General features: G+C 70.1%; 22 protein-coding genes. 9 read left to right on the forward strand and 13 right to left on the reverse strand.

Annotation, left to right across the window (positions count from 1 at the left end):
• Nucleotide 1: 1 nt before the first annotated feature.
• The 5 genes from VFZ09_RS45105 to VFZ09_RS45125 all read right to left on the reverse strand — a co-directional run bounded on the left by VFZ09_RS45105 (nt 2) and on the right by VFZ09_RS45125 (nt 4,413).
• Entirely contained in the window at nt 2–499 is a 498-nt protein-coding gene (locus VFZ09_RS45105; protein WP_329734028.1) for a hypothetical protein, read from the reverse strand.
• A gap of 5 nt (nt 500–504) precedes the next feature.
• Nucleotides 505–1,710 (reverse strand): prepilin-type cleavage/methylation domain-containing protein, encoded by a 1,206-nt coding sequence (locus tag VFZ09_RS45110; protein WP_329734029.1) that lies wholly within the window; start codon nt 1,708–1,710, stop codon nt 505–507.
• An 8-nt stretch (nt 1,711–1,718) separates the two neighbouring features.
• Nucleotides 1,719–2,336, reverse strand: a complete 618-nt coding sequence (locus VFZ09_RS45115) for a prepilin cleavage protein (protein ID WP_329734030.1) — start codon at nt 2,334–2,336, stop codon at nt 1,719–1,721.
• Nucleotides 2,337–2,352: 16 nt separating this feature from the next.
• On the reverse strand, nt 2,353–3,054 hold the full coding sequence (locus VFZ09_RS45120; protein WP_329734031.1) for a pilus assembly FimT family protein: 702 nt from the start codon (nt 3,052–3,054) through the stop codon (nt 2,353–2,355).
• A 402-nt stretch (nt 3,055–3,456) separates the two neighbouring features.
• The gene (locus tag VFZ09_RS45125) at nt 3,457–4,413 is read right to left on the reverse strand and encodes a hypothetical protein (protein WP_329734032.1); all 957 of its coding nucleotides are present in this window, start codon (nt 4,411–4,413) and stop codon (nt 3,457–3,459) included.
• Nucleotides 4,414–4,652: 239 nt separating this feature from the next.
• On the opposite strand from VFZ09_RS45125, the gene VFZ09_RS45130 reads away from it, so the two are divergent.
• The 3 genes from VFZ09_RS45130 (at nt 4,653) to VFZ09_RS45140 (ending at nt 7,025) form a co-directional block, all read left to right on the forward strand.
• Nucleotides 4,653–4,886: a hypothetical protein gene (locus tag VFZ09_RS45130; protein WP_329734033.1), complete on the forward strand. Its 234-nt coding sequence runs from the start codon at nt 4,653–4,655 to the stop codon at nt 4,884–4,886.
• A gap of 446 nt (nt 4,887–5,332) precedes the next feature.
• Entirely contained in the window at nt 5,333–6,124 is a 792-nt protein-coding gene (locus tag VFZ09_RS45135) for a TatD family hydrolase (RefSeq protein ID WP_329734034.1), read from the forward strand.
• Between the two features lie 34 nt (nt 6,125–6,158).
• Nucleotides 6,159–7,025 carry a tRNA threonylcarbamoyladenosine dehydratase gene (locus VFZ09_RS45140; RefSeq protein ID WP_329734035.1) on the forward strand — a complete coding sequence of 289 codons (867 nt, stop codon included), beginning with the start codon at nt 6,159–6,161 and terminating at the stop codon, nt 7,023–7,025.
• 21 nt (nt 7,026–7,046) lie between these two features.
• Here the strand turns inward: VFZ09_RS45140 and VFZ09_RS45145 are convergent, their stop codons facing one another.
• Nucleotides 7,047–8,216 (reverse strand): M23 family metallopeptidase, encoded by a 1,170-nt coding sequence (locus tag VFZ09_RS45145; RefSeq protein ID WP_329734036.1) that lies wholly within the window; start codon nt 8,214–8,216, stop codon nt 7,047–7,049.
• Between the two features lie 223 nt (nt 8,217–8,439).
• Between VFZ09_RS45145 and VFZ09_RS45150 the strand changes: the two genes are divergently transcribed.
• A complete protein-coding gene (locus VFZ09_RS45150) occupies nt 8,440–9,003 on the forward strand; it encodes a DUF1349 domain-containing protein (protein WP_329734037.1) in 564 nt (187 codons plus the stop codon).
• Nucleotide 9,004: 1 nt separating this feature from the next.
• On the opposite strand, the gene VFZ09_RS45155 is transcribed toward VFZ09_RS45150, so the two are convergent.
• The gene (locus VFZ09_RS45155; protein WP_329734038.1) at nt 9,005–9,958 is read right to left on the reverse strand and encodes a PD-(D/E)XK nuclease family protein; all 954 of its coding nucleotides are present in this window, start codon (nt 9,956–9,958) and stop codon (nt 9,005–9,007) included.
• Nucleotides 9,959–10,072: 114 nt separating this feature from the next.
• Between VFZ09_RS45155 and VFZ09_RS45160 the strand changes: the two genes are divergently transcribed.
• The 3 genes from VFZ09_RS45160 to VFZ09_RS45170 all read left to right on the forward strand — a co-directional run bounded on the left by VFZ09_RS45160 (nt 10,073) and on the right by VFZ09_RS45170 (nt 12,383).
• Nucleotides 10,073–10,882: an SDR family oxidoreductase gene (locus tag VFZ09_RS45160; protein ID WP_329734039.1), complete on the forward strand. Its 810-nt coding sequence runs from the start codon at nt 10,073–10,075 to the stop codon at nt 10,880–10,882.
• A 13-nt stretch (nt 10,883–10,895) separates the two neighbouring features.
• Nucleotides 10,896–12,026, forward strand: coding sequence for an A/G-specific adenine glycosylase (mutY, locus tag VFZ09_RS45165; RefSeq protein ID WP_329734040.1), 1,131 nt, complete (start codon nt 10,896–10,898; stop codon nt 12,024–12,026).
• A gap of 138 nt (nt 12,027–12,164) precedes the next feature.
• Entirely contained in the window at nt 12,165–12,383 is a 219-nt protein-coding gene (locus tag VFZ09_RS45170) for a DUF2934 domain-containing protein (RefSeq protein ID WP_329734041.1), read from the forward strand.
• Between the two features lie 66 nt (nt 12,384–12,449).
• Here the strand turns inward: VFZ09_RS45170 and VFZ09_RS45175 are convergent, their stop codons facing one another.
• Nucleotides 12,450–13,541 (reverse strand): hypothetical protein, encoded by a 1,092-nt coding sequence (locus VFZ09_RS45175; RefSeq protein WP_329734042.1) that lies wholly within the window; start codon nt 13,539–13,541, stop codon nt 12,450–12,452.
• A 15-nt stretch (nt 13,542–13,556) separates the two neighbouring features.
• Entirely contained in the window at nt 13,557–14,474 is a 918-nt protein-coding gene (locus VFZ09_RS45180; RefSeq protein WP_329734043.1) for an alpha/beta hydrolase, read from the reverse strand.
• Nucleotides 14,475–14,535: 61 nt separating this feature from the next.
• Here VFZ09_RS45180 and VFZ09_RS45185 point away from each other — a divergent pair, with 61 nt between their 5' ends.
• Nucleotides 14,536–15,387: a YwqG family protein gene (locus tag VFZ09_RS45185; RefSeq protein WP_329734044.1), complete on the forward strand. Its 852-nt coding sequence runs from the start codon at nt 14,536–14,538 to the stop codon at nt 15,385–15,387.
• 23 nt (nt 15,388–15,410) lie between these two features.
• Here VFZ09_RS45185 and VFZ09_RS45190 read toward each other — a convergent pair whose 3' ends face one another.
• The 4 genes from VFZ09_RS45190 to VFZ09_RS45205 all read right to left on the reverse strand — a co-directional run bounded on the left by VFZ09_RS45190 (nt 15,411) and on the right by VFZ09_RS45205 (nt 22,441).
• Nucleotides 15,411–16,949 (reverse strand): prenyltransferase/squalene oxidase repeat-containing protein, encoded by a 1,539-nt coding sequence (locus tag VFZ09_RS45190; protein WP_329734045.1) that lies wholly within the window; start codon nt 16,947–16,949, stop codon nt 15,411–15,413.
• Nucleotides 16,949–17,959: a terpene synthase family protein gene (locus VFZ09_RS45195; protein ID WP_329734046.1), complete on the reverse strand. Its 1,011-nt coding sequence runs from the start codon at nt 17,957–17,959 to the stop codon at nt 16,949–16,951. Before VFZ09_RS45195 ends, VFZ09_RS45190 begins: the two co-directional genes overlap by 1 nt.
• 73 nt (nt 17,960–18,032) lie before the next feature.
• Nucleotides 18,033–21,548 carry a methionine synthase gene (metH, locus tag VFZ09_RS45200; protein ID WP_329734047.1) on the reverse strand — a complete coding sequence of 1,172 codons (3,516 nt, stop codon included), beginning with the start codon at nt 21,546–21,548 and terminating at the stop codon, nt 18,033–18,035.
• Nucleotides 21,545–22,441, reverse strand: a complete 897-nt coding sequence (locus tag VFZ09_RS45205; protein ID WP_329734048.1) for a metalloregulator ArsR/SmtB family transcription factor — start codon at nt 22,439–22,441, stop codon at nt 21,545–21,547. The genes metH and VFZ09_RS45205 overlap by 4 nt, the downstream gene beginning before the upstream one ends.
• 106 nt (nt 22,442–22,547) lie before the next feature.
• On the opposite strand from VFZ09_RS45205, the gene VFZ09_RS45210 reads away from it, so the two are divergent.
• Nucleotides 22,548–23,423: a patatin-like phospholipase family protein gene (locus tag VFZ09_RS45210; protein WP_329734049.1), complete on the forward strand. Its 876-nt coding sequence runs from the start codon at nt 22,548–22,550 to the stop codon at nt 23,421–23,423.
• The last annotated feature ends 6 nt before the right edge of the window (nt 23,424–23,429 follow it).

Raw genomic sequence — 23,429 nt, forward strand, 5'->3', positions numbered from 1 at the left:
CTCACAGGCCGTAACGGAAGAGGAATTCGACTTCGGACTCGCGACCACCGCTCTCCTGGCACTTGACCACCACGCGGTAGTACTTGCCGCCCAGGGTGCCGCCAGAGTCGGTCACGGTATTGGCGATGTCACGGGCCTGCTTCGTCGCCTCGCCCATGGCCACCGCGTTGACGGCCACCACCGTGTTCACGGCGTCATCCGAGCCGTAGTGACCCGTCTTCATCTTCGAGCGCGCGCTCGGATCCGGATCATCGATGAGGCGGGTGTCGAGCACCTGCAGCTCCGTGGTGGCCCGGAACAGCTTCAGGCGCGAGAGCAGATGGCGGCGCGCCGCGTCCGCGCAGGCGCCCACCTTGTCACCGCGCAGCTTCTCGACGGTGGCCTCGCGGTTGTAGTTGGTGAACTGGATGGCGCCCCCCACCAGAACCATCAGCACGGCGATGGCGATGAGGGTCAACATCAGGGCGTTGCCGCGGGGAGCCCTCGTCCTGAGCTGCATGATGGTCAGCCTCCCCACACGTTGGAACCGGAGGGGTGGAGAGCCCCCACCGGCGGGTTGAAACCGGAGCGCGACAGCAGGTTCGGCACGCGCACGGTCGTGGTCATGTTGGTCCGGTAGTAGCCATCCGGCAGCGAAAACTCCCCGGAGTCCTCCAGGTCCTCCCGCACGAAGCCCCGGCGCCCGTTGGGCTCGGCCGTCGCCGAGCGCACCGAGATGGCCACGCGCACCGCGCGGATGTTGGCCGGGTGGTTGGCGTAGCGGATGGCGGCATCGTAGGGATCGCTGTACTTGGGCTCCGGCTGGAGCGGATCGCGCTGCGGCGGGTGGCGATTCGAGTCCGCGCTGTTCACGTCCCCGAGGATCCAGTTGGGCTCGTCGGAGGCGACGTCCACCGGCGGGAGCTCCGCGTTGGGTCCCTCCTGCGGCGGCCGGTTCATGAGGTAGGCCACCTGGAAGGACTCCACGTCCGCGGCCAGCGGGACGGCGGTGTCCATGTTCAGCTCATCCAGGCCCTGGAAGGCCATGAGGAACGGACGGCCCCCCAGGTCCATGATGCGCAGGCGCACCTCGTGCAGCAGCATGATGTAGGGGGCGTCCAGCTCCCCCACCTTGGCCAGGCACGTGTCGTCCTGGGTGGTGGAGGACAGCTTCGTGTCCACCGTGAAGTTGGCGGAGGCGCCCGCGTTGCTGGCCACTCCCCCCGCGTTGACCTTCAGCACCAGGTACTTCTTGCCGTTGTTGCACGAGACGAGGAGGCGCTGGCCCTTGGCCAGATCCACTCCGAACGAGGAGCCCGGCTCCAACTGGACGCCGGCCGCCCCCAGGAACTGCCCCCGGCGCAGGTAGGCCGCGTCCCGGTAGCGGAAGGCCAGGTCATCGGTGACGGACTTGGGCGCGCCGTGGGCGAACACGAGGGTGTGGTTGGACTTGGTCTCCCCGGGCAGCCCCCCGGGGTTGAAGTCGAACGCGAAGCGCGGATCGATGCCGTAACCCGCCAGACGCACCCGCTGCTCGACGAACTGCGTCGCCGTGCGCACCCCCTCCACCGCCACCTTGATGCGCGACTCGGTCTGGTAGGAGCCCTGGACGCCCGCGAAGGACACGGCCACCGCGGCCAGGATGATGGTGGTCGTCACCGTGCCCACCATCAGCTCGAGCAGCGTGACACCGCGCGGCGCGAGGGCCTGGGAGTTTCTCGAGGGGATCATGGAACCCATCAGATCTCGACGTAGGTTTCGTTGCCGAACGGGCCCGAGTCGTAGAACCCGAAGTTCTGACGCACGAAGCGGCGCTTGCCCATCTCCACCCAGGATACCACGACCGTCACCTGGTTGACGGTCACGCCCGTGGCCTCGTCCAGCGTGTCGACGACGACGAGGACGCGCCGGAAGTGGCTCATGTCCGAGGCGGCGTAGCTGGGCAGCACGCGCAGGGTGGGCAGCGCCACCTGCTCGTAGGCATCCAGGTCGAAGATGCAGCGCACCCGCCACTGGTCGTCGTCGCCGGGCGTGAGGTTATCCAGGCCGCCGGTGAGCGCGCGCACCTCGTCGGTCGCGTTGCAGCGCTGGCCCGCCAGCAGGCCGGGACGCTCCGCCGTGCCGATCACCCGGGCCCAGCCCAGCGTGTCCAGCGCCACGCGCACCTGCGAGGCGATGCCCGAGGCGCGGGTGGCGTGGTTGGCCATCATGTTCTGCCGGCTGGCCACCATGATGCCCTGGAAGACGCCCACCATGCCGATGAGCAGCACCACGGAAGCAGTCATCCCCTCGATGAGGGACACACCCCGGCGGGCGTGACGGTTGCGGCGGACGGGGCGGCGGGAAGTGGAGTCCACGGCAGTACCTCCGAGGCTAGTGCTTGTCCGGGCTGAAGACCGCCATGTAGCCAGAGGGGCCAGAGATGGCGAACAGCTGCTGGTTGCGGCCCTCCAGACTGCGGAGGGCAAGGGATTGGTTGGTGCCGGAGACGAAGTCGCCCTCGCCATCCACGAAGCGCACGCTGCCATCCGGGAAGAAGCCGAGGGCGCCGGACACGAACGCGCCCGTCGTGCAGAAGCTGCACGTCCGCGCCGCGAGCTTCTCGAAGGGCGCGCCGAACAGGCCCACCTCGCCGGGCGTCAGCGTCTCGAAACGGACCTTCTTGTTGTAGTCCTCGAGGAAGTACACCGCCGACACGAGCGGCTTGCCGCCCACCTCGCTCGGCTTGCGCTCGAGCTTGAAGAGCTCGGCGGGGGAGCGCACGTAGGTGCTCGCGTGATCCTCCACCACGACGAACGCGCCCATGCCATCCGTCAGGCTCGCGCGGTTGGCCTCCGGATAGAGCACCACCCACACCGGATAGCCGCGCGACGCCGCCCGCGTCCGCGCCGACACCATCGCGCCCTGGAAATCGAAGGCCGCGTTCTGCAACGCACCCCGCCGTCCCACCGCGTCGAAGGCCACCACCGCCATCCCCGTCAGCACGCCCAGGATGGCCAGCACGAGCAGCACCTCGAGGAGCGTGAAGCCCCTCTCCCGCCCTTCGTGTCTGGTTGGATTCGCGTGGTTCGTCATTCCGGCGACTCTATAACGGAGAACAGATTACGCCCGTTTACACGGGAAGGAAACAATTCTCAGATTGCTGAAAGTTGGCAGCCCAACACCGTGCCCCTGGAGGAAGGCCGATCCACGAGGTTGGGTCCCTCCCGGGGTAAAGAATCCCTCAACGCACCGAGAAGAAGCAAACCGGCCCGCCCGGCGGCTCGCCCTCTCGGGGGCCGTTGGCCTCGGGCCCCGCCCGGAGTTGCGAGCCTGCTGGAAAAATGGCGGGAAACCGATCACAGCCAGGACGCCAAGCAAACGGTGGGCCGCCTGCCAACCCCCCGAAAGCACGACTGTCCGATGGCGATCACCGCACGCGTTGCGGCCTGGACGCTCGCAAATTTTGCGAGGTGCGCAAGACGTAGTGAGCCGAGCTCAAGCCGACAGCTCGGACAGGATTTCCATCCAGGCGGAACGGGCGCGCGCCAGCTCCCCGGCCTTGAAGCTGATGGCGGCCACCACGGGGTGCCCGCCGCCGCCGTAGCGCGAGGCGATGGCGGCCAGGTCGTGCCGCCGCTCCTGGGGCCGCCAGGGGTTGGAGCCGAGCGACACCTTGGCGCGCGAGGGGCCCTGCCCCACCCAGAGGGTGTAGCGGGCCTCGGGGTAGAGCGCATAGGCGATGAACTTGTTGAGGCTGTCCACGCCCTCGTCCGCCAGATCGAAGGAGACGACGCCGTTCTCGTAACGGGCCTTGGCGCGCACCAGCTCGATGTGCTGGCGGTGGCGCTCGAGCAGCGGCGCCAGCGGCGTGGCGATCAGCGGCGAGGCGGCGATGGCGGCCAGCGAGTCCGTCTGCATCCGCTCGATCACCTGGGGGATGAGCGCGGGATCCTTGTTGGCCTCGAGCACCGTCATGATGCGCAGCGCGGGCTCCTCCAGCGCCACGGCCATCTCCGGGTTGGGGAAGAGCGCGCCGTCGATGATCTCCGCCCAGTGCAGCAGTTCCTTCAGCGGAGAGGAGTCCCAGCCGAAACGCTCGCGCGCCACGTCCGCCAGGTACACGGTGCAGCTCTTGCGGTGCGCGTCGTGGAATTTGCGCCCGCTGGTGTCGGCGCGGAAATGGGCCTCGTCGCCGGGCTGCTGGAAGGCGGAGACGTGGTGATCGAACCACCAGGTGAGCCGCGCGTCCTGGCTGTAGCGGAAGTCGACGATGACGTTCTCGTCCCCGGTGAAGACGGCCGGATCGATGGCCGCGCCCCCCGCCTGGTGGGACAGGCCCCGGTAGCTGAAGCGGGCATCCGGACGCACGCGCTCGCGGTAGAAGCGGGTGAAGACCGCCGCGCTCGCGGCCCCGTCGAAGCAGCTGTCGTGGAAGAGAACCTGGACGTTCATGCCGGTGGCCTTACCTGACTCCCATGTCAGATGTGTACGAAAAGCCTCAACGAAACGAGTCATTCCCCCACGGAAGATTGAACGAAGTTTGGAATCCCTCCCCACGGTCCGAGGCGAGTGGTGACTGCAAGTCCCTGATTCTCCATGACAGGCAGGCGGACGAGCCCCTGGCATGCCGCATGCATATGCTACAGGGCTGATCAGTCCATCGACCCACATGTGGCAGGTGGGAGGACACCATGGCCAAGACGGCGACACGCAAGCGCGGTTCGGTCCAGCGGCAGGGACGCAGGGCGATGCCCACGCCCCGGAGGGCCACCCATCGCAAGGCGGCTCCGGCGCTGCTCACCCTGGGGGAGCTCATCGCGGCGGCCTACGACACGGCCGGCGGAGAGAGCTTCGAGGTGCTCAAGCTCGTCACCTCGCCGCAGATGACCCGGGTCCTGGGACGGCGCATCGTCCTGGAAGGCTGAGTCTCCCCTCCCCCAGCGGCCTCGTGGCCCGAGGGGAGTGGTGAGCCCACGCGGAGGCCCTCGGGGCACGTCCGTGATGGAGAGGGAAGTCCCCGGCCTCGGCATGCGGCCGACTGTACACAGGACAACGCCCGCGCCCCGTGGCCTCCGGGACGCGGGCGCCGGGCCCTGCTCGTGCGTCAGGGGACGACCGCGGCTGCCAGCGCGGGCGGTGGTCGTTGCCGAGACCGGTCCGCACCCTCAGGGCCGCCGGGGTGAGCACGGTGGGCGCGGCACTGCTCAGGGTGCCATCCGCGTTGATGCCCGCCTGGTCATATGGACCCTCCGAAACCGCCGCGTGCGTATAGGCTCGCCCCCCTGGGCTCGGGGACTGATCCGGGTCCCCACACCGCGGCGGCTGTCTCGGGCTGAACGACGGACGAACGAAGTGCCTGCGGACCTTTCCGATGATTGACACCCACTGCCATCTCGATGCGTCGCGTTTCGAGCCGGACCGGGACGAGGTGCTCGCCCGCGCCTGGGCCGCCGGACTGCACGGCATCCTCGTCCCCGGTGTAGGACCGGACAACTGGGAGCCCCTGCTCGCCATGTCCCGCGCCGAGCCACGCCTCCAGGTGGGGCTCGGCATCCACCCCCAGCTGCTCCCGGACCTCCCACCCGAGGAGGACGAAGCGCACCTCGAGCGCCTGGATGCGCTGCTCTCCCAGGGCGGCGCCATCGCCGTGGGCGAGTGTGGGCTGGATGGGCCCTCGGCCGCGGGCGCGCCCATGGAGCGGCAGGTGGCGGTGCTGCGGCGGCACCTGGAGCTCGCGCGCAAGCACCACCTGCCCGTGCTCATGCACTGCTTCCGCGCCCACCCCGCCCTCATCGAGCTCTTCAAGCAGGAGCCCCTGCCCGAGGCCGGCGTGCTCATGCACAGCTACGGCGGGGGCGCGGACCTGGCGCGCTTCTACATCCAGAAGGGCTGCCACTTCTCCTTCGCAGGCCCCGTCACCTGGGCCGAGGCGCGCAAGCCGCTGGACGCCCTGCGCGTCATCCCCCCGGAGCGGCTGATGGTGGAGACGGATGCCCCGGACCAAGCCCCCACGCCCCACCGGGGGCAGCGCTCGGAGCCCGGCTACCTGCCGCGCATCCTCGAGGGCATGGCCCGGGTGCTGGGGCAGCCGGTGGAGGAGCTTGCCCAGCGGACGACCGAGAACGCCCGCCGCCTGTTCCGGGAAGCCTTTCCCCGGCCTTAGCGGTAGGGAGGCGGTCGCGCTATAGAGGCCCTTCATGAATCCGCAGCCCACTCCCCCGGAAGCCGTCCCCGCCGCCACTGGCACCCCCGCTCCCTCGGAGCCCAAGCCCTTCAAGCTGCACCGGCGCTTCGACCGCACTGGCCGTCTGCTCGGCGACCCGGCGATGGAGCGGCTGGCGAAGTCCCGGGTGATCGTCTTCGGCCTGGGCGGCGTGGGCAGCTACGCGGCCGAGGGACTGGTGCGCAGCGGGATTGGTCACCTCACGCTGGTGGACTTCGACACCGTGTGCGTCACCAACGGCAACCGCCAGCTGCACGCCACCGCGAAGACGGTGGGCAAGCCCAAGGCCGAGCTGATGGCCCAGCGCTGCAAGGAGATCAACCCGGACGCCCAGGTGCAGGGCCTGCGCGAGTTCTACCGCGACGAGCTGGCCGATCAGCTGCTCGCCCCGGGCAGCTACGACTACGTGGTGGACGCCATCGACAACGTGAAGGCCAAGCTGCACCTGCTGCACCGCTGCGTCAGCCTGGGCATTCCGGTGGTGAGCTCCATGGGCGCCGCGGCCCGGTTGGATCCCACCGCCATCCGCGTGGAGGACCTGTGCGAGACGCACATGGATCCCTTCGCCAAGGACATCCGCAAGCTGCTCAAGCGCAAGTACGGCGTGCCCACCGAGCGGCCCACGGGCATCACCGCCGTCTACTCCATCGAGCAGCGGCGCCAGCCCCTGTCCCTGCGCTACGACGCGGATGACGGCTTCTCCTGCGTGTGCCCCAACGACAACGACTTCCACAGCTGCGAGCACCGCAACCAGATCGACGGCAGCGTGGCCTTCGTCACCTCCGTGTTCGGCATGAACGCGGCCGGTGTCGTGGTACGCCGCCTCTCGCAGAGCCGTTGATCGTCCCTGTGGCGAGGGGGGCTACCAGCTCCCCGTGCCCGGCGCCTGGCCCGACTTCCACAGGTTGATGCTCAGCGCACCATCCGGGTAGCCCCTCCAGCCCCAGGGATCGAAACCACTCGGCGGAGCGAAGCCGTACGGCTCGATGGCCATCTGCCAGCCGTTGCTGTGCTGGTTGGGTCCCGCGTACGTCGCCAGCGTCTCCAGCAGCTTGTCGGCGGTATTCGTCAGCCTCAGCACCGACAGGTGCAGGTGGTTGCCGGAGGAGCAGCCCGTCGTCCCGGCGTAGCCGATGATCTGCCCCTGGGTGACGTAGTCGCCCGCCTTCACGATGTACGAGCTGAAGTGGGCGTAGTAGCTCACGAACTGCTCGTAATAGGAGTACGGGCCCGGCGAGGGACCATTGACGGTGTGGCGGATGAACATCTCCTTCTGCACGTCACCGCCGCAGGAGGCGGGGCTCTGCCAATCGCGTGCGACCATCACGTAGCCGTCGGCCACCGCGCGGATCGGCTCGCCCGCGTTCAGCAACCAGTCGTGGCCGTCGTGGCCGTCGATGAAGTTGTAGGCCGGTGGGCTCCGGTCGCGGCCCTTCCAGTCCACCACCGTGGCCGTGGTGGAACCCGCCTGCCCGAACTGCGTCACGTCGAGCGTGTTGTACGGCCACTTGGCGAAGTCGAAGCCGGTGACGTGGGTGTAGCTCGTGGACAGGCTGAACGGTGAGTTGAAGATCGGCAGGTTCTTGGGCGCGACGGTGAAGACGCAGTTCGACTTGCCCTTCGCGGCGTTGAAGGCCCAGCCCAGGGGATCGTCACCCGTGCCGACGTAGATGTAGACGTAGTTGGGATCGCAGCGCACGACCACGTTGTTCACCCCATCGCCCGAGTAGAGCCCCTTGCGCTGGATGGTGAAGCCACTGCCCAGGGTGTCGTTGATGTAATCGCAGGGATCGCCGCCACCGGTCTTGTAGAAGGCGAAGCCCCAGCCACCGCTGGGATAGGTGACGCTGCAGTAGTTGCCGGTACCGGCCGGAGCGGTGATCGCCGAGGCGACCTGCGCGACCTGTGGCGTCTCCTTCTCCTCGGGCTGGGCATCGGGCTGGGCATCGGAGGTGCCGCAGCCCGGTGCGGCGGCGGCGAGGACGAGGGCGGCGAGGAGCCCGCGGGAGCGGTCTGTCTTCAAGAGGGTCATGAGAGGTTCTCCTTGTTGAACCGTCTCCGGGTAGAGCAATGGCCATGCCTGGGTTGGGAGGCACACCCGCGGGCCCGTTTCCGAGCACTTTCAGGGGTTTGCGAGTGGCACGGCGCGACGCCCACCCGTGCCAGCGGCTGTGCCACCTGTGCCAGCGGAAGGTCACCTGTCCGTGCCCTGCTTTGATATGCCCTGCCCGCTCGTATGAGCACAGGAGGAAGGCATGAAGTGGCACAACCCTCCCCCGCGCTGGACCGCCAGCGAGGGGCACCTCACCCTCGAGACGGGCGACCAGACGGACTTCTGGCGCGAGACCCACTACGGCTTCATCCGCGACAGCGGGCACTTCTTCCACCAGGAGGTGGAGGGCGACTTCACCGCCACCGTCCGGTTCTCGGGAGAGTACCGGGCGCTGTACGACCAGGCCGGGTTGATGGTCCGCCTGGACGAGCGCCATTGGCTCAAAGCCGGCATCGAGTACACCGATGGCGTGCAACACCTCAGCGTGGTGGTGACGCGGGAGTTCTCCGACTGGTCGGTGCTCCCGCTCACCCAGCCGCCGGACGAGGTAACGCTCCGGTTGAGCCGCCATGGGGATGCGGTGCGCGTGGAATATGCGCTCGATGGCGCGGTCTTCCGGATGCTCCGGCTCGCGTATCTTCCGCCCGGGCGTCCGGCCAGCGTCGGCCCCATGGCCTGCTCCCCTCAGCGCAGCGGCTTCGTCGCCACCTTCCGGGACTTCCAGGTCGGCCCGCCCATCCGCCGTGAATTGCATTCGCCGGAGTGATTCAGGCCACCTTCGCCGCCGCGGCCTCGCGTCCACAGGGCCGGCGGAACGCGCAGCGCGTGCACGCCGACAGGTTCTCCGTCTGCGGGAAGGCGGACTCGTCCTTCGGCGTGTTGCTGGCCGGATCCGCCAGCAGCTCGCGCATCCGCGCCACGCTCTGCGCGAAGCGCGACTTGAAGCCCTCCACCGCGTCCGCGTCCACCTGCACCTGATGCTCCACCCCGTCGTTCAGGTACACCAGCGACGCACGCACCTTCTCCATCGGCAGCCGGTAGCGCTGCGACACGTACAGCGCGTAGCCCAGCACCTGCTCGTCATACCCCTCGCGCGCCTTCCCCGTCTTCCAGTCCACCACCACCGGCGAGCCGTCCGCGTCCACGTACGCGAAGTCGGGAATCGCGAACACCTTCACCCCATCCATCGTGAAGGTGGAGAAGTCCGCCCCCGCGTCCACCTCCAGCCACTGCGCCGGCTTCAGCCCCCGCGCCAGCTCCGGCCAGCGCGAGCCGAAGAACCACGCCAGCGCCGAGCGCACCGTCTCCCAGTTCTGCTTCCACGCCTCGTCCGTGACGGGCTCGTCGTACTCGTGCTCCACCAGCCCCGAGAACGTCTTGCGGTACTTCTGCGTCCAGTACGACTTGCCCCGCGAATACCGGAAGTCGTCCTGCATCAGCTTGCGCGCCCTCGCCTCCACCTTCTCCGGCTCCACCGCGCGCCCCGCCCGGATGTCCAGCAGCGCGTCCTTGACGGCGTCGTGCACCACGCTGCCCGCCCACGCGTAGCGGTTGCCCAGCTTCTTGAGCACGTACAGCTCCCGCACCTCCTTCGGCGCCCCCGACTCCCAGCCGCCCCACGAGCGGTAGTAGTAGAGGTAGTAGGCCCTCAGGCACTCCTGGAGCTTCTCGTGACGGCTCTTGGACCAGGAGAAATCGTTCGCGAAGGAGGTGCGCCGCATGGGAGGCGCGCATCCTAGACGCGCGCTCGCTGAAGTCGAAAGAGGGACAGGCGTGCAGGCACTCCCCAGCAGGTCCTTTTCCCCCTCCCCCGAGCCGCTATGGTGCCCCGCCTCATGGCCACCAGAGACTTCCAGGGCAAGGTCGTCCTCATCACCGGCGCCTCCAGTGGCATCGGCCGCGCCGCCGCCTCCGCCTACGCCTCCCAGGGCGCCCACGTCGTGCTCGCCGCCCGCCGCGAGTCCCCACTCCAGGACGCCGCGCGCGAAGTGGAAGCACTCGGCGTGCGGGCCCTCCCCGTCCGCTGTGATGTCACCGTGGAGGAGGAGGTCACACGTCTCATGCGCGAGACGGAGGCCGCGTTCGGCGGGCTCGACATCCTCGTCAACAACGCCGGGCTCGGGCTCTACGGCCCCGTCGAGGGCTTCAGCGAGGCCCAGCTGCGCCAGGTCTTCGACATCAACTTCTTCGGCCTCGTGCGCGTCACCCGCGCCGCCCTCCCCCTGCTGCGCAAGCGCGCTCCCGGCTCCCAGGTCGTCAACGTCAGCTCCGTGCTCGGCCACCGGGGACTGCCCCTGCTCGGGGGCTACGGGGCCTCCAAGGCCGCCGTGAATCTCCTCACCGAGTCCCTGCGCGCCGAGCTCGCCGCCGAGGGCATCTCCGTGCTGCTCGTCTCCCCCGGCCTCACCGAGACGGAGTTCCGCGACGCCCGCCTCAACGCCGAGGGCTGGAAGCAGGACGCCATCCCCTTGAACGCGATGAGCTCCGCCACCGTCGCCTCCGCCATGGTGCGCGCCAGCCGCCGCAAGCGCCGGGAAACGGTCCTCACCCTCCCCGGCCGCGTCATGGTGCTCGCCAACCGGTGGATGCCCTCGCTCTTCGACCGCGTGGCCCGCCGCATCGTCAACCCCGCCAAGGCGCCGTGAGCCCTCCGCGCACATGAGCCCCCAGCGCAAGCGCAAGGCGTCCTCCCCCGCGCCCCTCGTCGAGCCCACTCGCCGCGAGTCCATCCGTGACGGATTGCTCGCGTGGTACGACCGGCAGAAGCGCGACCTCCCCTGGCGCCGCACGCGCGACCCCTACGCCATCTGGCTCAGCGAGGTCATGCTCCAGCAGACGCAGGTGGCCACCGTCATCCCCTACTGGGAGCGGTTCCTGCAGCGCTTCCCCACCGTGGAGGCGCTCGCCGCCGCGCCCCTGCCCGACGTGCTCGCCGGGTGGCGCGGGCTCGGCTACTACTCGCGCGCCCGCAACCTGCACCGCGCCGCGCAGGAGATCGTCTCCCGCTTCGGCGGCAGGCTCCCCTCCACCGCCGCCGAGCTGCTCTCCCTCCCCGGCTTCGGCCGCTACACCGCCGGGGCCGTGGCCTCCATCGCCTTCGGTGAGCCCGCTCCCCTCGTGGATGGCAACGTGGCCCGTGTGCTCTCGCGCATCTTCGAGGTCGAGGGTCCCCCCGGAGACCGCGCCCGCGAGGCCCGGCTGTGGGAGCTCGCCACCGCGCTCGTCCCCGGCGAGCGGCCCGGTGACTTCAACCAGGCCCTCATGGAGCACGGCGCCACCGTGTGCCGCCCGGAGAATCCTCTGTGTCTGCTGTGCCCCGTGCGCGAGGCGTGTCTCGCGTACAGGCATGGCCGCGTGGACGAGCTGCCTCCCGCCAAGGTGCGCGCCGTTCCCAAGCGGATGACGCTCGCGGTGGCCGTCTGGGCCCATGAGGGCCGGCTGCTGCTCGCCCGGCGCTCCGAGAAGGGCCTCTTCGGTGGGCTCTGGGAGCTGCCCGCCGCCGAGGTCGAGGACGACACGCCCGACCCCGACTCCGCCGTGAAGCTCGCCGAGGCGCTCGGCGCCGACGTCTCCGTGCGGGCCCACCTCGGCACCGTGCGCCGGCAGCTCACCCACCGCGCCCTCTCGCTCCGGCTGCTGCGCGTCACGGGACGTCAGCACCCCACCCGCGCCCCCGCCTTCCAGGAGCTGCGCTGGTGCACCCCCGACGAGGCCTCCTCGCTCGGCATGAGCACCGCCATGCACAAGGCCCTCGAGGCCGCTGTCTCCGCCGGTGCGCTTCGCGACTGAGGAGCGTCCGCTGGAGGACAGGTTCCGTTCCCCCGTGTCTCTCCGGCAACGGAGGCTCACGGGGCCAATTTCCCTCCCTCGCCCCCGTGCCGATGCTGCGGGCCGCAGTCTTCCTTTGCACCTGGAGGAGAGCCCCGCATGGCACGTACGCACTCCAAGACGTCCCACAACACTCCGGTCCAGCACATGCCGCCGGAGAACCCGGCTCGCAATGCCGCGGCCTCCCACCGCAACGGCCCCACCCATGAGCAGATCGCCCGGCGCGCTTATGAGCTCTTCATGGCTCGCGGCGGTGGCCATGGGCAGCACGAGCAGGACTGGGCCCAGGCCGAGCGCGAGCTGAAGCTCGGACGCTGAGTTTCGCGTAGACCCTCACCCCAGCCCTCTCCCAGAGGGAGAGGGGTGGGCCCTCGGGGTGGGGGCTCAGCTGACGTACGGGGGTCTCGCGGTGGACGGCTCGGCGGACAGGGCCTCCCGGAGCCTCCGCTGCGCCACCTTGAGTTGCTCGAGGACCCGCTCCGCGTCCACCACCGTGCGCATCGCCAGGCCACAGGCCGGCGTCAGCAGGACTTGTGCGCCCACCCGCTCGAAACGCTGTCCCGGGGGCAGCGCCGCCTTCAGCGACACCTCCACCGCGTCCACCAGCTCCTCCACCGCGTACGTGGACGCCAGGTCCGTGGGGATGATGCCCAGGCTCAGCGTCGCCCCCGACTCCAGGAACCGCGAGAACGCTCCCGACTCCTCCAGCACCGCGTCCAGCGACAGCCTCACGTCCAGCGACAGCACGTCCAGCCCCGCGTCCAGCAGGCTCGCCCAGTCCGTGTTGCCGCAGCAGTGCACCCCCACCAGCGCCCCCTCCCGCTGCAGCGCCACCACCAGCAGCCGCAGCTCCTGCATCGCCAGCAGGTGCCTCGGGTTGGAGCGCTCGAAGGCGTACAGCCCCGGCTCGTCCAGGAAGAACAGCGGCGTCGTCCCCGCCCGCCTCAGCGCCTTCACCATCCCCAGCGAGCGCGCCAGCACCAGCCGGAAGATGGCCTCGTCCAACCCCGGCACGTCCAGCGTCGCGAGCCCCTCGCTCGTGCGCGCCACCGAGCGCACCGTGAAGGGCCCCGCCAGCTGCGCCTTCGCGAACGCCAGCTTCCGGTTCTCCACCTCCCAGAGGAACGGCCTCCACGCCCGGCAGTTGTCCAGCGAGGGCTCGAAGCCCTCCAGCGCTCCCGAGGACAGCCCCGCCTCCAGCCGCGCCAGGAAGTCCGCCCGCCCCGCCTCCCACGCCCCCAGGTCCACCGTGCACATGCCCTCGTCGTCCCACCTCAGGCCCGGCAACCCCTCGAGCGCCTGCGGAATCATGAACTCCGCCGGCCTCCCCACCGGCAGCTGCGGCAGGAAGGGAATGTCCAGCGCGAGCGCGGCCTGCAGGCCCATCTCGAGCTGCGTGTGCGGAAGACTCCCGATGCCCGTGGTGGCACACGTGGGGAGCAGCTGGATGGCCCGGCGGATGTTCGGCGCGCTCATGCGCCCCACTCTAACTCAGGAAGCCCGCGCCACCCGCTCCCCGTTGCCCAGCGCACCCCGGCCCGGCCCCTCCAGCCACGTCTCGACCGTTGAGAGGAACCCGTCCGGAATCTCCATCATCGGCGCGTGGCCCACTCCCGGGTACTCCACATATGTCCAGTCCGGCCGCACCCGCGCCAGCTCCCGGGAGTTCGTCACCGGCACCAGCCGATCCTCCGAGCCCTGCACCAGCAGCGTGGGCACCCGGATGCTCTTCTCCATCTCCCGGAACTGCTTCTTGCGCGCCAGCAGCTTCACCAACGAGCGCGCCGCCTCCACGAAGGCGTCGTTGCTCCAGGGCATCCGCTCGTGCCGCTCGCGGGCGAAGTCCACGTGCGCCTGCACCACGCCCTCCGGGTAGCGATTCAAGTCCTGGCAGCACAGCTTGAGCATGCCCCGCGCCAGCTTCTCCGGCCCGTGCTTCGCCACGCGCCGCTTCACGAAGAACTCCCCCACGCCCGGAATCGCGTAGAGCGCGAACTGGAGCAGCACCGCCCGCTCCATCTTCGTGCCCTCCGCCCGGGGCTGCGCGGGGTTCACCAGCACCAGCCCGGACACCCGCTCGGGCCGGCGCGCCGCCTGCATCACCGAGATGGCCCCGCCCATGGAGTTGCCCATCAGCAACACCGGCGCGCCGGGGGACACCGCCTGGATGAACCGGTCCAGCAGCGCCTGGTTGGCGTGCACGCTCGCCGAGCGCCCCTCCAGCGGCGTCAGGCCGAAGCCCACCAGGTCCACCGCCACCACCCGCGCCCGCCGGGCCAGCCGCTCCCCCACCTTCATCCAGTTGAGGTGCGAGCCCCCCAGTCCATGCACCAGCACCAGCGTCGGCCCGGTGCCGCCGAAGTCCATGTAGTGAACGGGTCCGTCCAGGTCGAGCGTGCGCGTGATCATGGCCCCTTCCCTACCACGGAAGCACCAGTGGCCGCCCGGAGTCGGGTACCCTGCCGCGCCCATGCTCGAGCTCCCTCCCCTTCCCTCCTCGCTCCACGCCTGGCACGAGCGCCTCGAGGCCGCCGCCGCGCCCTGCCTCCTCTTCTCCGCCCGCGACGCGGAGGACCCGGACATGCCCGGCTGCCGCTACGGAGGACACCCGCTCGTCCCTCCGGGCACGCCGTGGCCCCGCTCGCCCCGGGGGCCGCTCGTCTTCGTGGGCCAGCTCGACTTCGCCGAGCTCGCCGCGTGCCGGGGCGACGCCCTGCCCCACCTGCCTCGCGATGGCGTCCTCGCCCTCTTCTACGACGCCCAGGAGCAACGCTGGGGGTACAACCCCAAGGACAGCGAGTACTGGAAGCTCGTCTGGACGCCCCACCGCGACGAGGCCGTGCCCCTCGCGCCCCCGAAGGAGCTGGAGGACGCGGGCCTCGCCTTCGATCTGCCGCTGCGGCTGGAGCCCCGGCTCGGCGTCTGCCTGCCGGACCCGAGGGACCGCCGCGCCCCCCTGCCCGCGGACGCGTGGGGCCAGGCGCAGGCGGACGACTACGCCGTGCTGCGCGAGCGGCTCACCGGCGGCGAGCACGCCCACCAGGTGGAAGGCCATCCCTGGTGGATACAAAACGACGCCCGCCTGGAGGCCCAGCTCGTCACCCACGGGCTGTATTGCGGCGGCTCGCGCGGCTACGACTCCCCCGAGGCGCGCCGGCTCGAGCCCGGTGCCTCCTCCTGGCGCCTGCTGTGGCAGATCGGCTCGGACGACCAGACCGGCTTCACCTGGGGGGACGCGGGCAACCTCTACCTCCTCATCCGCGAGCAGGATTTACGCGCCTGCCGGTTCGACCGGGCCTGGCTGGGCCTGCAATGCAGGTAGGGTCCGGCCGCCCGGACCGGGGCTCAGGCGCCGCGCTCCCTGGACTTGCGCTGGTCGAGCATCAGCATCGCGGCCAGCTCGAAGAGGGTGTCGATGCGGTCCACGCGGTACAGCTCCTTGGCGATCCAGCACTTCACCTTGGTGTCGGGCCGGGCGAAGGGCCGGTAGTTCTGCAGCATCCACGCGAAGGCCCGGTCCAGTGCCAGGGGGATGCCTTGGTGGCTGAAGCCCTGGCGCTCCAGGTAGGCGAGCATCAACACCGCGTAGGCCGTCTCCGTCAGGTTGGAGGGGCCATTGGTGCCCCAGCCGCCGTCGCGGTTCTGGCAGACGAGCACGGCCTCGACGGCCTCGCGCAGCGCCTCCACGTGCGGCGAGCCGATGAGGGCGATGGCCGCGTGGCCCGTCGTGTACAGCCAGGAGCGGTTCCACTTGTCCACCGTCCAGCGCCCATCCGCGTCCTGGCGGTCGAGCAGGAAGCGCTGGAAGGGCGCCACGTCCTGGCCCATCACCCTCAGGGCGTGGATGCAGCGGGCCGTCACCGTCGGCGAGGGGTGCAGCTCCCCGGCGTAGGCGACGAAGTGGTTGTCGTTCTGGAAGCGGTAGAGGACCGACAGGTCCACCGGATAGCCGAACTCGTGCAGGAGCATCACGGCCGCCGCCGTGTCATCCCCGTCCTGCAGGAAATGGTCGCTCATGGCGATGCCCTTGGGGCCCAGCGCCGTGGCCAGCTCCTGGACGATGGGCATCACCACGCCCTCCAGGCGCGGATCCTTCAGCACGCCGGCGATCTGCAGGGCGTAGAGCGAGAAGAGCTGCTCGTAGCGATCGAACGGGTAGATGGTCGAGGTGACGCCGGGAATGCCCATCTCGCACGCGCGCTCGGCGTTGGCCAGGTACCCGCGGGCGCGCTGCGCGGTCTCCTCCAGCTCCGGCCGGCCCGAGGCGGCCTTCACCCACGCCGCCGTCGCCGCCGGGCTGTGGCTGAGGCCTCCCGAGCCGTCGATGAGCCAGGGCTCGGGCTCGGTGCCGGTGATCTCCCAGACATGGTTCCAGGGCATGCCCTGCACCTTCGGCAGCTTCGCGACGGACTGGCGCTTGCGCTCGCCGAATTCGAGCAACTTGCCATAGGGCCTGCGGGGGATGTGCATCTCCCCGGCCGCGTCGAGCTGGTTCAACAGGCTGGGCAGGACGATCTCCCCCCCCACGGGCAGATCATCCCTGGCCATGCTGGCCCACAGCGCCGCCTGCTTGCGCAGGAAGGACACGCCCTCCTGGATGGCGGCGCGGGTTCCCTGGCGGCGCCCGTACTCCCGCAGCGCGAGGACGGCGGCCAGCGTGGGGATGTCCCGGTGCAGCGGCATGGCCGGGTCTCCCCACCCCCCATCCGGGTGCTGCTGGGACAGCAGCCACTCCACCGCCGGCCAGCCCCCCTCCGCCGGAGGCAACGTCAGGAGCACTTGCGCCGTGTCGTAGACGGAAGGGCTCATCAGTCCACCCTTCGAGCCCAGGGCGGACACCAGCGAGTGCAGCTCCGCCAACAAGACGTCCTGGATGCGTTTCATCAGTCCTCTTCGGAAGAGCGGGACTCGGGATGGTGGAACTCGCGCTGCATGTAGAACATCCGGCTGAAGTGGCCCGTGGCCACCAGCGTCTTCCCCCAGGGACGCAGCGGCTCGGGGAGCCGTCCGGCGACGTCCGCGAGCGACGCGAGGTGCTCGCCGGAGCGCTTCACCGCCTCGCGCTCGGCCTCCGCCTCGGACAGGCCCGCCGCGCACAGCAGGGTGAGGCTGTTGACCTTCCCCTCGGCGCGCTCGCGCTCCAGGCTGCGCACGTCATTCATCCACCGGCCCAGCAGCGCCATGTCCGACAGGGCCTGCTCCACGAGCGGCTCGCGCAGCGGATCCGCCGCGAAGTCCGGCCCGAGCACCACGAGCGCCGCGCTGTGGTACATGGGCGCGCCGCACGTCCACCGCGACACGTCCAGGTAGTGCTCCAGCGTGGGCAGCGTGCCGTCGTGCTGGTAGCGGCGCTTGTCGTGCAGCTCCGTCAGGTGGCCGGAGCACATGCGCCGGAAGTGCTCCTGCCAGAGCGCCAGGAAGCGCCGCGCCCCCGGGGCCGCGTGCAGCTGCCTCGCCACGTCCTGGACCGCGCCGCCCACGAGGCTCGCCTCGTCCGTCCCCGTCCACTCCTGCGAGTCCGGAGCGCGCGCCGTCTCCACGTAGCGCTCGAGCACGCGGTGCATCTCCGCGTCCTCCAGCGAGCCGATCTCCCCGTCCGCGATGTCGTCCACGGCGAACACCAGCAGGCCCGCCTTGGCGATGAGCAGGTGCTGCTCGAGGGGCACGTCCGGGTGGCCCGCCACACTCCCCAACGTGGCGGGTTTGAGCCGCGAGGCGAGGATGGCCGGGAAGCGCTCCCGCCAGGCCATCAGCGAGGGCACCAGCTCCTTCACCCGCGCCTGGATGCGCTCCAGGTGCTCCTTCGGAACGGCCGGGGATTGAGCCTCCGCGTACTGGTTCTTCAGCTCCCGAACGACTCCGAAATGACGGCCTTCCGGACTGCGTGTGCTCATGGGCCTCCAGGATGAGGCAAGCCGCCCCACCGCGCCACCAGTGGGGATGGACTTCTACATGGCGTCAACCCTCTCACGACACTGAGAAGTAGTGTGCCTGGGGGTGGTGGAAGACGAGGGCGGAGACGCTGGCCTCGGGCTCCATCATGCAGCCGTCGGTGAGCTGGACGCCGATGTCCTCGGGGCGCAGGGCCTGGAAGAGGAGCGTCTGGTCCTCGAGGCGGGGGCAGGCGGGGTAGCCGAAGGAGTAGCGCTTGCCCTGGTACTCGGCGCGGAAGCGCTCGAGCATCGTCATGTCCGGCTTGTCCGGGAAGCCCCACATGCTGCGCAGCTGGGTGTGGAGCATCTCGGCGTAGGCCTCGGCCGTCTCCAGCGCGAGCGCCTGCACGGCGTGCATCTTCAGGAACTCGCCCTTGGCCTTGTACTCCTCGCTCAGCTCGCGGATGCCCTGGCCGGCCGTCACGACGAACATGGCCAGGTTGTCGCGCGGCTCGCCGTTCACCAGCGGCTGGACGAAGTCGGCCAGGCACAGCCCGTCCGGCTTGTCCTGGCGCGGCAGCTCGAAGACGACGCTGGGCTGGCCCGTCTCGCCGTCGAAGAGGTGGAGGCGGTTGCCCTCGCCACCCGCCTTGAAGAAGCGGAACACGGCCTTGGCCTGCATGCGCCCGCCGCGCAGCGAGCCCTTGATGAGCTCCACCTGCTCCTTGAGCGCGAGCGCCTTGCGGCCCTCCTCCGTCTTCGCCAGCTCCGCCTCGGCGGGGGTGCCCAGCGCGCGCGAGGCCGTGCGCAGGCCCAGGTGACGCCCGTAGAGCATCACCGGGTTGATGAAGCGCCAGAGGGTGTCCAGCGGGGTGTTGGTCAACACGTGCCGCACGTAGTCCGGCGCGGGCGGCACCTGCTCCAGGATGGAGACCTCCTTGCTGCGCGCCGTCACCACCGGAGCGCTGGCCTTGGGCCGGTCCTGGTCCTGCCGCGCGAGCTTCGTGCGGCGCTCGGCCAGCTCGCCCTTGAGCTTCTCGTGGGCCTTGGGATCGACGATCTGCTTGGCCAGCTCCAGGCCGCTCATGGCGTCCTGCGCGTACGCCACCGTGCCGCCCCCGTAGGCCGGCGCGATGTTGCGGTCCACGAAGTTGCGGCTCAGCGCGGCACCGCCCACGAGGATGGGCACGTCCACGCCCTGGCGCTTGAGATCCTCCGCCGTGGCCACCATCTGGTGCGCGCTCTTCACCAGCAGGCCGCTCAGGCCGAGGATGTCCGGGGAGTGCTCGCGCACCGCCTGCACCAGCTGCTCGGGCGGCACCTTGATGCCCAGGTTCACCACCTGGAAGCCGTTGTTGGCGAGGATGATCTCCACCAGGTTCTTGCCGATGTCGTGCACGTCGCCCTTCACCGTGGCCAGGACGATCTTCCCGCGGCTGGCCGCCTGGGCCTTGCTCATCCTCGGCTCCAGGTAGCTCACCGCCGCCTTCATCGACTCGGCGCTCTGAAGCACCTCGGCCACGATCAGCTCGTTGGCGCCGAAGAGCCGGCCCACCTCGTCCATGCCCTTCATCAGCGGGCCGTTGATGATCTCCAGCGGGGCGTACTTCTCCAGCGCCAGCTCCAGGTCCGCCTGGAGGCCGTCACGGCTGCCCTCGATGATGTAGCGCTGCAGCCGCTCCTCCAGCGGCAGCGTGCTCACGTCCGCCTTCTTCGGCTTGCGCTCGCGGAAGTGCGCGGCGAAGGGCGTCACCGGGTCTCCACCCCGGTTGTAGAGCAGGTCCTCGGACAGCTGGCGCTCCTCGGCGGGCAGCGACGGGTAGCGCTCGAGCTTCTCCGAGTTGACGAGCGCCATGTCCAGGCCCGCCTGGACGCAGTGGTAGAGGAACACCGAGTTGAGCACCTCGCGGCCGGCGGTGGGCAGGCCGAAGGACACGTTGGAGATGCCCAGCACCGTCTTGCACTGGGGGAAGCGCTGCTTGATGAGACGCACGCCCTCGATGGTCTCCACCGCGCTGCCCGTGTACTGCGCGTCGCCCGAGGCGCACGGGAAGACGAGCGGATCGAAGTACAGGTCCTCCGCCTTCATGCCGTACTTGCCGGTGAGCAGCGCGAAGGAGCGCTCGGCCACCTCCAGCTTGCGCTGGCGCGTGACGGCCATGCCCTGCTCGTCGATGCAGCCCACCACCAGCGCCGCGCCGAACTCGCGCGCCAGCGGCACCACCTTCTCGAAGCGCTCCTCCCCGTCCTCCAGGTTGACGGAGTTGATGATGGCCTTGCCCTGCGAGTACGTGAGCGCCATGGCGAGCACGCGCTCGTCCGTGGAGTCGATCATCAGGGGCACGCGCACCTTCTTGACGACCACCTCCAGGAAGCGGCGCATGTCCTCGAGCTCGTCCCGGTCCGGGTTGGCCAGGCAGATGTCGATGACCTGCGCGCCCCGCTTCACCTGGGCCCGGGCGATCTCCGAGGCGTCCTCGAGCTGCCCCGCGACGATGAGCTCCTTGAACTTCTTGCTGCCGATGACGTTGGTGCGCTCGCCGACGATGACGGGGCGCTCCTCGTCACGGACCTCCAGGAAGTCCACGCCGGACAGCGTGGAGCGCGGGGGCGGGAGCTGACGGCGGGGCGTGAGGCCCTTCACCGCCTGGGCGATGGCGCTCACGTGGCCGGTGTGCGTGCCACAACAGCCCCCCACCACGTTGAGCCAGCCCTGCTCACAGAAGCGGCGCAGCGAGCGCGCCAGCATCTCGGGGGACTCGAGGTAGTGCCCGTTCTCGTCCGGCAGGCCGGCGTTGGGCACGCACGACACGGGAAAGGGGCTCAGGGCGGCCAGCGAGCGGATGTGGTCCGTCATGAACTCGGGGCCGGTGGCGCAGTTGAGGCCCAGGTAGAGCAGCTCCACGTGCTCCAGCGAGGCCGCGAGCGCCTCCACGGACTGGCCCGCGAGCATGGTGCCCATGGGCTCGATGGTGCCGGACACCGCCACCGGCACCTTCCACCCCAGCTTGCGGAAGGCCCGCTCGCACCCGAGCAGCGCCGCCTTCACGTTGCGCGTGTCCTGGCACGTTTCGATCAGCAGGTAGTCCGAGCCGCCCAGCGCGAGCCCCTCCGCCTGCAGGGCGAAGTTGTCCACCAGCTCCTCGAAGGTGATGCCACCCGTCACGCTGATGGCCTTGGTGGTGGGGCCGATGGAGCCCGCCACCCAGCGCATCCGCCCGTCCTTCGCCTCGGCGGCCTCGGCGGCCTGGAGCGCCAGCTTCGAGGCGGCGATGTTGATCTCCATCGCCTTGTGCGACAGGCCGAACTCGCCCAGCACCAGCGGCGTGCCGCCGAAGCTGTCCGTCTCCGTCACGTCCGCGCCCGAGGCGAAGTAGGCGGCGTGGATGCCCTGGATGACGTCCGGCCGGGTGAGGACGAGGTACTCGTTGCAGCCCTCGTACTCGGCGCCGCCGAAGTCCGCGGCCTTGAGGTTCTGGGCCTGCAGCTGCGTGCCCATGGCGCCATCCAGCACCAGCACGCGCTCGCGCATCGCGGCCCGCAGGGCCTCCACGCGTCGGCCGTGCTGCCCCGGAGGAGGAGGAAGGGGGGCGGGAAGATGGCTGCTCATGACTGTTTGACTCCGGTGAGGAGGAAGACGCGGAAGGGGCTCGCCCCCTCGCGTGCATGCGTTTCGCGCGTGAGGGCGCCAAAGCCCACCTCGCGCAGGGAAGCCTCGAGCGTCTCCGGCGCGAAGCCGAGGTGCCGGTGGCCCAACCGATCCAGCACCCACCGCTCGTCGTGGGGCATCAACTCCAACAGCACCAGCTTGCCCCCGGGCTTGAGGATACGGGCGGCCTCCGACAACACCGCCGGGGGGGACTCCATGTGGTGGAGGCTCTGGGAGATGACCACCAGGTCGCGCTGGCCCGGGGGCAGCGACAGCCGGTGCAGGTCCTCGCGCAGGAAGGTGATGTTGGTGCGGCCCTCGCGGGCGGCGCGCTCGCGGGCCTGCGTCAGCGCGGCCTCGCTCTGGTCGATGGCCCACACCCGCGAGGCCCACCGGGCGATGGCCACCGACAGCACCCCCGTGCCACACCCGAAGTCCGCCACGTCCAGCGCCGGCAGCAGCGAGGCCAGCGCCCCCGCCCACAGGAACCAGGACTGCCCCGGCTCCAGCAGCCGCTCGTTGAGGGCCTGCCGGTCCTCGCGCTGGCGCAGCAGGTCCTCCAGCCGGGCCAGGTCCCCTTCTTCGTCCGCGGCCTCGCGGGCCAGGCGGATGAGGGGCCAGCGCGCGTCCTGGGGCTCCAGCGCGAGCGAGTAGTAGGTGAAGCCCGCCTGCCGCTCCTCGCGGATGAGGCCGAGCCCCTTGAGCTTGCCCAGGTGGTGCGACACCGAGGACTGCGCCACCCCCACCAGGGACACCAGCTCCGACACGTTCAGCGGCGCCCGCGCCGTCAGCCGCAGGATGCGCAAGCGTGTCGGGTCACCCAGGGCCCGGAAGGATTGGGACAGCTCTTCCATATCGGCGAATCAACATACGTCGATGTGACGCGGAAGGCCAGGGAAGTTCGCGAGGGCGACGCGTCGCGTTGCCATGTGGGGAAGCGTCGTCTAGAGACAAACCCCTATGCCCGCCCCCACCCTGAACCAGCTCCTCGAAGGCAAACGTTTCGGACTCGTCCTCTCCGCCGGGTACTTCGGCTTCTATGGACACGCCGGCTTCCTCAAGGGGCTGGCGGCCACGGGGTTGAAGCCCGCGGCGTACGCCGGGACGAGCGCCGGGGGCCTGGTGGCCGCCTACGCCGCCGCCGGGGCGAGCGTGCAGACGATTGAGGAGCTGGTCCTCAAGCAGACGCGGCAGGCGTTCTGGGATCCGGATCCGATTGGAGCGGTGCTCAACGGGTTTCCGAGCGAGGGCCACGGAGCCACGGGCCTGCTCAAGGGCGAGCGCTTCCGCCGGCTGCTGGAGGACACACTGCCGGTGCACGGCTTCGAGGAGCTGCCGCACCCGCTGCTGCTGGTGAGCGCGAACCTGACGCAGGGGACGCACGAGGTGTTCACCTCGGGCGAGCTGGCGCCGCGGGTGCACGCGACGTGCGCCTACCCGGGCCTGTTCCGCGCGGTGCGGCTGGGGAGGGACCTGTACTGGGACGGAGGCCTGGTGGACAAGGCGCCCGCGCTGGCGATGCGGGAGAGCAGCTTCGGGAAGGACCTGGACGCCATCCTCGTGCACTACCTGCCGAGCCGCACGCGCAAGATGCTGGGAGGCCCCATGGCGTACGCGCAGGGCATCGCGGCGGGCTCGGCGGCGCTGAGGCAGGACCACTTCCGGCTGCAGCTGTCGTTGCTGAAGGAGCGCAACGTGCCCGTCTACGTGGTGGTGTCCAACCTGCCGCCGGTGTCGCCGTCGCGGATGGAGCGCGGCTTCGATGCCCTGCACCAGGCGAAGCTCAGCGCCGAGCGCGCCATCGCCCGGCCGCCCGTGCCCTTCGAGCACGCCTGACGCACG

Source organism: Archangium sp. (assembly GCF_036277355.1).
Classification (GTDB): domain Bacteria; phylum Myxococcota; class Myxococcia; order Myxococcales; family Myxococcaceae; genus Archangium.